Origin of the sequence: Vibrio sp. V03_P4A6T147 (assembly GCF_002241085.1) — a bacterium.
GTDB lineage: Bacteria > Pseudomonadota > Gammaproteobacteria > Enterobacterales > Vibrionaceae > Vibrio > Vibrio anguillarum.
Window position 1 is genome coordinate 1 of record NZ_NDIO01000198.1, and the last position, 6,485, is coordinate 6,485.

At 40.9% G+C, this 6,485-nt stretch carries 4 protein-coding genes and 1 pseudogene; 1 reads left to right on the plus strand and 4 read right to left on the minus strand.

All coding sequences use genetic code 11. The features are described from left to right. Positions 1–266 precede the first annotated feature (266 nt). Genes B9J84_RS08045 through B9J84_RS08060 form a run of 4 tightly spaced genes read right to left on the minus strand, consistent with a single transcriptional unit; the run spans position 267 to position 5,421 of the window. The gene (locus B9J84_RS08045) at positions 267–2,051 is read right to left on the minus strand and encodes a glycoside hydrolase family 13 protein (protein ID WP_094123906.1); all 1,785 of its coding nucleotides are present in this window, start codon (positions 2,049–2,051) and stop codon (positions 267–269) included. Between the two features lie 18 nt (positions 2,052–2,069). Next, on the minus strand, positions 2,070–2,903 hold the full coding sequence (locus tag B9J84_RS08050; protein WP_013868520.1) for a sugar ABC transporter permease: 834 nt from the start codon (positions 2,901–2,903) through the stop codon (positions 2,070–2,072). A gap of 2 nt (positions 2,904–2,905) precedes the next feature. Continuing rightward, positions 2,906–4,189: a carbohydrate ABC transporter permease gene (locus B9J84_RS08055; protein WP_094123907.1), complete on the minus strand. Its 1,284-nt coding sequence runs from the start codon at positions 4,187–4,189 to the stop codon at positions 2,906–2,908. A gap of 2 nt (positions 4,190–4,191) precedes the next feature. After that, entirely contained in the window at positions 4,192–5,421 is a 1,230-nt protein-coding gene (locus B9J84_RS08060) for a maltose ABC transporter substrate-binding protein (RefSeq protein ID WP_179217540.1), read from the minus strand. A gap of 408 nt (positions 5,422–5,829) precedes the next feature. Between B9J84_RS08060 and B9J84_RS08065 the strand changes: the two are divergent. Then, positions 5,830–6,485: pseudogene (locus B9J84_RS08065) on the plus strand (porin); the annotation flags it as partial.

Consider the following 6,485-nt stretch of genomic DNA (forward strand, 5'->3'; position numbering starts at 1 on the left):
CCAATGCGTCTGTCTTAGTAAATCCAAACCCCATCAATTTCGTTACCAGTTCAGTCACAGGTTCTCCTCGCTTTTTATTCACAGTTGAATTCCTAAATGTACCTACACCATTTGAGGCTGCCGATAGCTAACAAGTGAAAAAAGATCACGAGCAAACCCAACGAAAAACCTCAAATTGGATAGGTATAGAGATTATCACTCCTTACGCAGTGAATGTAGACGAATCTATTGAGATTCAGGGTGAACTAAGCTTATCGCCACCAAGCCTAAGCGGTGCATAAGCCCAAGATGTTAAAACCGAAAGCGGTTAAATGCATAAGCTGCTCTTGCCACATAAACGAAATAGCACTATCACTGTTATTAATAAAAAACGTTTGCTCACCTCGGGAATAGGCCAACACGGAAGGATGCTCGACGGTATGCCAATTAAGTGAAGGTTCATTCCAGTGTGGATGATTTTTACGCAATTCAATAAGCCACTGAATAAAGGCTTTGAAATCGAGATCTTGTTCAGATTCATCCCAAATCATACACTTCCGATTGTCTTCTCTACCCATACCTTTACACCCATCCATCCCTATTTCTCCACCATAGTAAATACAAGGTGAACCAACCTGCGTGAACATGAATAAATAGGCTAGCTTAGCTTTATGCTTATCATTGGCACATAAGCTAAGTAAACGAGTCGTATCATGGCTTTCTAGTAAATTAAACATCACTTCGTTGACGTTTTTAGGATACGCAAGATATGAACGAGTCACTGCATGCATGAAAGTTTCTTTATCATAAGCCTGCAGTGCAAAATAATCCGTAGTGGCCTGAGTCAGTGGGTAATTCATTAAAGAATCGTATTGATCGCCACGTAACCAAGGCATACCCTCATGCCAAATCTCACCCAAAATGTAGCAATCAGGTTTTATGCTTTTCACCGTACGACGAAAATCCCGCCAAAACTCATGATCGACTTCGTTTGCAACGTCTAAACGCCAACCATCAATGTCAAATTCTTCAACCCAATGCTGTGCCACACTCAACAGATACTGGCGACATTGTTCGTTTTCGGTATTCAATTTGGGCATTTCGATTACATTACCAAACGTTTCGTAGTTGAAATCCCAAAAATCCCACTCTTCTTTCGGTATATCTGGATAGACGGGGAAGCGGTTAATCCAAAACCAATCTGCGTAACGCGACTGAGCTCCATTTTTAACCACATCTAACCAAAATGGGTGTTGATCACCAACATGGTTAAACACTGCATCTAACATCACTTTCATCTTGCGGCGATGTGCTTCTTTGACCAAAGCCCGAAATGCCTCATTACCACCAAAATGTGGATCCACATTAAAATAATCAACAGTGTCATATTTGTGATTCGCATTAGCAGTAAATACTGGACAAAAATACAACCCATTCACCCCCAGTTCTTGGAGATAATCCAGTTTTTCAATCACACCCCATAGGTCGCCCCCCATAAAGTTATACGAACTAGGCTGGCTACCCCACGGCTGAACATCGAAAGGAGAAATATCCGGCATTCCATTATGGAAACGTTCAGGAAAAATTTGATACCAAATAGTTTCTTTGACCCAATTTGGCGTGCATAACACATCTCGCGGATTAAGGTACGGAAAACAGAAAAAATTGCTCAAGTTACTTAATTCCATTTCCGCAATATTAGGATCACGGATATCAACACATCGCTTTTCTCCAAACAGCAGTTTTTCACCTTCACGACCATGAAGAATGAAGCCATAACGACTTCGACGTTTCGGTGGCTGAAACTGCGCAAACCAATGGTCGTGATACTCAGTTTGTCCCTCAAATAACATAGGCACCGTGTTACCGCCAACCCAACCATGTGCATCACTGCCGCCTAGGTTACCGCCGTCTAAACCACCTTCGGCCCAGTGATATGGATCACCGATCCACAAGGAAACATTATCCACCTCTCCTTTGGCCGTACGGAAACGAATATGTAAAGTTGCATTGTCATAAGCGTAGCTATCTGCACTCTTTGCGGAATGCATCAGTGAACTTTTTGTGATCATACTAAATGTACCTAAGAATTATTCTTTTACCGCACCGCTCACAAGGCCCGTGGTGATGTGTTTTTGAGTTACTACGAAAAGCAACGTGATAGGTATCGCTACCAATAAAGATCCTGCGGCAAACAGCGTAAAGTTTTCGGCTGAGTTTGATGAAATCCAACTGAAGATCCCAATGGCTAAGGTCATTTTTTCTTCACTACGCAAAATCAACGTCGGCAGAATGAAATCCATCCAAGGTCCGGTGAATGATACCAAAGCAACAAATACTAAAATGGGGCGGGCTAATGGTAGAATAATTTCTAGAAAAATCGTCATATGCCCTGCTCCATCAATTTTTGCCGCTTCATCTAATGAGGTTGGTAACGCATCAAAATACCCTTTCACGAGCCAAGTCATAAATGGTAACGACCCGGTTACATACACAAACAGTAAGCCTGCGTAGGTGTCAATTAAGTTCATTTTTGATAATAGAATGTAAATTGCCGTCATCGATAAAAATGCGGGGAACATTTGCAGCACTAAAATCCCCATCATCACATTACGTTTACCTTTAAATCGATAACGCGAAAAAACATAAGCCGTCATGGTGACAACAATGAGTGAAATTCCCATATTGGCGGTGGCTAATATCAACGTATTGATATACCAATCTAAATAAGGTGTATCAGTAAATAACGCACGATAATGGTCCAGCGTAAACGTAATATCACTAAATGAGGTACTAAAGAGATTATTGCCACGCTTAAACGATGCGAGGATAGTCCAGGCAACCGGCCCTAACACTAACAAAGCATTCAGTAACAAGAACAGATAGACCAATAGCGTCCCTAATTTTTCAGCAAGTCGATTCATCGTTACATCCCCACATCATCTTTAAAGGATTTCATTCTGCGGAACTGCCAAATAGCAATTACGGACAGGAACAGGAAGATTACAATCGAAATAACAGAAGCAATCTGGTATTGCTGGAAGTCCAAGGTCAATTTGTAAATCCAAGTGATCAAAATATCGGTATGTCCAGCAAAACGGTATTCAGGATTGATCGGACCGCCTTCAGTCAACAAGAATATCGCTCCAAAATTATTGAAGTTATGAGCAAATGTCATGACTAGTGAGGGGGCGACTTGGTGCAATACCATCGGCAACGTTATCTCTTGAAACTGCTGGAATTTACTTGCCCCATCGACTTCACTGGCTTCATAGAGATCACGAGGAATGTTGGTCAATGCCCCAGCAATCAACAGCATAAAATAAGGTGCCCCAACCCAGACACTGACGGCAATTACTGTTATCTTGGCAGTAAATGGATCAGATAAAAATGCAATAGAATCGACTCCCCAACTATTTAAAGTGGCGTTTACCGGGCCAATTCCATTCAGTAATAAGCGAAACATTAGTAAGGTAACAAATGCGGGAATGGCATAAGGGAGAATAAAGACAAACCGCCAGAGTTTTTTCGCTTGAATGTTCCGATTCTCTAAGGCGAGAGCGAGCAAGAAACCAAAACCGCAAGTACAAATTGTTGCAGTGACTGCCCATCCAACCGTCCATAAAGCAACACCAAAAAATGTATTTGACCAAATTTTCAGCTCAAACAGTGTCCAAAAATTTCTTAACCCTACCCAGTCCACTAAATTCTTAGGGGGGATATGATGAGGTGCTGAATAGTTCGTAAAGGAAACCAGTACCGTAATTGCAATAGGTAGAATAATAAACGCAATAGTCACTATCAAAGCGGGAGAAAGTACGATGAATGCAAAATGTTTATTATAAATGGATTGAATTTGCCCACGAATATTCAGCTTACACAATGCACAAGATTGGGCATCTTTGACGTTCAGAATATAGGTAGTTATGAAACAGAGCATAAGAATGACTGCAATAACACCTTCCACCAACATATGAATGGAGTTATCGCCTTGGATAACTTGAAAACCTTGCCGAACTTGTACCACATCGCCTAAAGAAACCAAGCCTTTGAGCGCCAAAATAAGGTTAGGTAGCGCAAACAAAAACAACACATTAACCGTAAAAAGAAAGATGCCTTTCACCCAATGTTTATGAACAAGTTGCGTTGTACCCATGATCAACATTGAGCTGAGGAAATGGAGTCTATTTTGAGTTTTGGCTAACAACATGCTTACTCCTGAAATGCGATCTGCTCTTCAATGATTGCTCGAGCATGGTCCAGCACTGACTTTGGCTCTTTACCATTTACCCACATTGCGGTGATAGCACTGGCCATGGGAGACCACAAATAACCCATTTCAGGAATCGATGGCATCGCATCGGAATAGAATCCCTGAGCGATGATGGCGTAAGTGGCTTCATCTGCATCGACAATGATCTCTTCCATTAACGATTGAACGGGTGGAATGGATTTCGTCATCTCATATCGCTTCATCAGCATCTTGTCAGACGCAATGTAATCAGCAAACAGTTGCGCTGCTTTTGGGTATTCACTGTATGTCGATACCACTGCAAGCCTAACTGTTGAAAAAGTACGTAATTGCTGACCTTCTAGAGTGGGAATCGGCATGACCCCATAGTTTACGCCGCTCGCGGCATAGCCTTGAATTGCCCAAGGACCATCAATAATTGCGGCCACTTTACCCTCGGAAAATAAACCACGGCGAACTTGCGGGTTACGCATATCAATCGGGTTTGAACTATTAGCCGCTTGCAATGTTTTCATGGCCAAAAGACCTTTTTGCGCTAATTCAGAATTGATCCCGATATCTTTAGCATCTGTCCCTTTATTCCCAAATTCATAAGCGCCATAAAGGGTTAAAAACATTCGAGATTCATAATAATTTTGCACATCCCACAATAAAGCGTATTTGTTCTCTTTTACATTATTAAATATCTCGCCAAAGCGAATCAGTGCTTCAAATGTTTTGGGTGCTTCAGGTAACAAATCTTTGTTATAAAAGAGCGCCAACGTCGCATAACTGACAGGGAAACCATAACTGGCTCCACCATATTGCATTGCAGAAATAGCATTTGGCATAAAGTTATGTTTCATATGATCAACTGAAACTAAGTTTTCCATCGCCCCACCAGCAACTACTAACCTTCCTAATAAGTCATGCTCTATTTCCGCCACATCCGCAACGCGTGCGGATCCGCCGTCTTGAATCATTCGCGATGCAGCGTCTATCGGAGCTAAACCACGAAATGTAAATTTAACTTTGTAACCAAAATCTTGATTGAATTGGTCAGCGGCATATTTCATATAGTCGAGCGTCGTGTTATCTGTCCAAATCAATAATTCAGAGTCTATTTCCGGCGTAATCGTCTCAGCAGAAACAATAGAAGCTGAGCAAATCAAAGTTGCAGCCAATACTGTTTTCATCCATCTATTTCTCATATCAACACCAATGGTAGTACAAAAGATACTACTAGGTTAAATGTCGCCAATTTTAAGTCAACCACTATCATCCTCATACCACAGGAAATTGTGATTTCAATCACCAAACCTTATTTAAAAACACTTGAATGGGCGTATGCGAAAACCTAAACAACACGTCACCAAGTAGAGCCACAAGGCTAAAACGCGTAAAAACCTCCTTTAAATTAATCGGCAAAGAAGTAAATTCGTGATCGAAATCTCTATAATAAGCAATTAAAAGTGACCGACTTCTCACTTATAGAATGCTTAGGAGGAAAAATTTATTAATATGCAGAACAATATTTAGGCGTTCACAGTGAACTACTAAATATTCATCTATATTATAACTACGATTTACAACCTTAAATAGGTTGATAAGGACCTGTCGTGAAAAGAACGTTACTTGCTATATCCGTAGCAACAGCAATCGCTGTATCTACTCCCGCTTTCGCTGCCAGTGAGCATGGTTTAAACCCTGAAGATAGCTTTTTTGACCAAGCGCTTCAGTTTGGAGGCCATGTAGGAACTTCTCTTGAATACGAAGACAAAATTACCAATGGCTTTACTGGCATAGATAAAAAGGAAAAAACGGCCACCCATGAAGCCTTTGGCGTGTACTACAACAATGCCAAATGGAATATGACCGCTTTGTATGCCCTTAAAATAGAAAATAGAGAGCAACATGAGGGCAGTTACCACGAAAATGAAGATGGATTAAAGCATCTATTTTCACTCAATAAGGGTTACGACTTAAGTAACGGTTGGGCGACAGGCCTAATTTATGAATTGGAATATACAGACAGCAAAGTTTATTCACCTTATGTAAGTGGTTTACGTAAAAATTTAGCAGAACACAGTTTACGACCTTATTTGACCTACTGGAATAATGAATACAGTTGGGGTTTTTATTCAAATTTGGAGTATCTCTATAGCAAAGAAGATAAAAGCGAATGGGGTGAACGAACAGAAACTGGGTATAGCATTTTATTCAGACCCTATAAACGGTTTGGTAACTGGGAACTTGGCTTGGAAATGTACTACCA

What these genes read in the sequence shown, in the direction of transcription:
- B9J84_RS08045 (WP_094123906.1), bottom strand. Translation starts at nt 2,051, where the DNA reads ATGATCACAAAAAGTTCACTGATGCATTCCGCAAAGAGTGCAGATAGC.
- B9J84_RS08060 (WP_179217540.1), bottom strand. Translation starts at nt 5,421, where the DNA reads ATGAGAAATAGATGGATGAAAACAGTATTGGCTGCAACTTTGATTTGC.
- B9J84_RS08055 (WP_094123907.1), bottom strand. Translation starts at nt 4,189, where the DNA reads ATGTTGTTAGCCAAAACTCAAAATAGACTCCATTTCCTCAGCTCAATG.
- B9J84_RS08050 (WP_013868520.1), bottom strand. Translation starts at nt 2,903, where the DNA reads ATGAATCGACTTGCTGAAAAATTAGGGACGCTATTGGTCTATCTGTTC.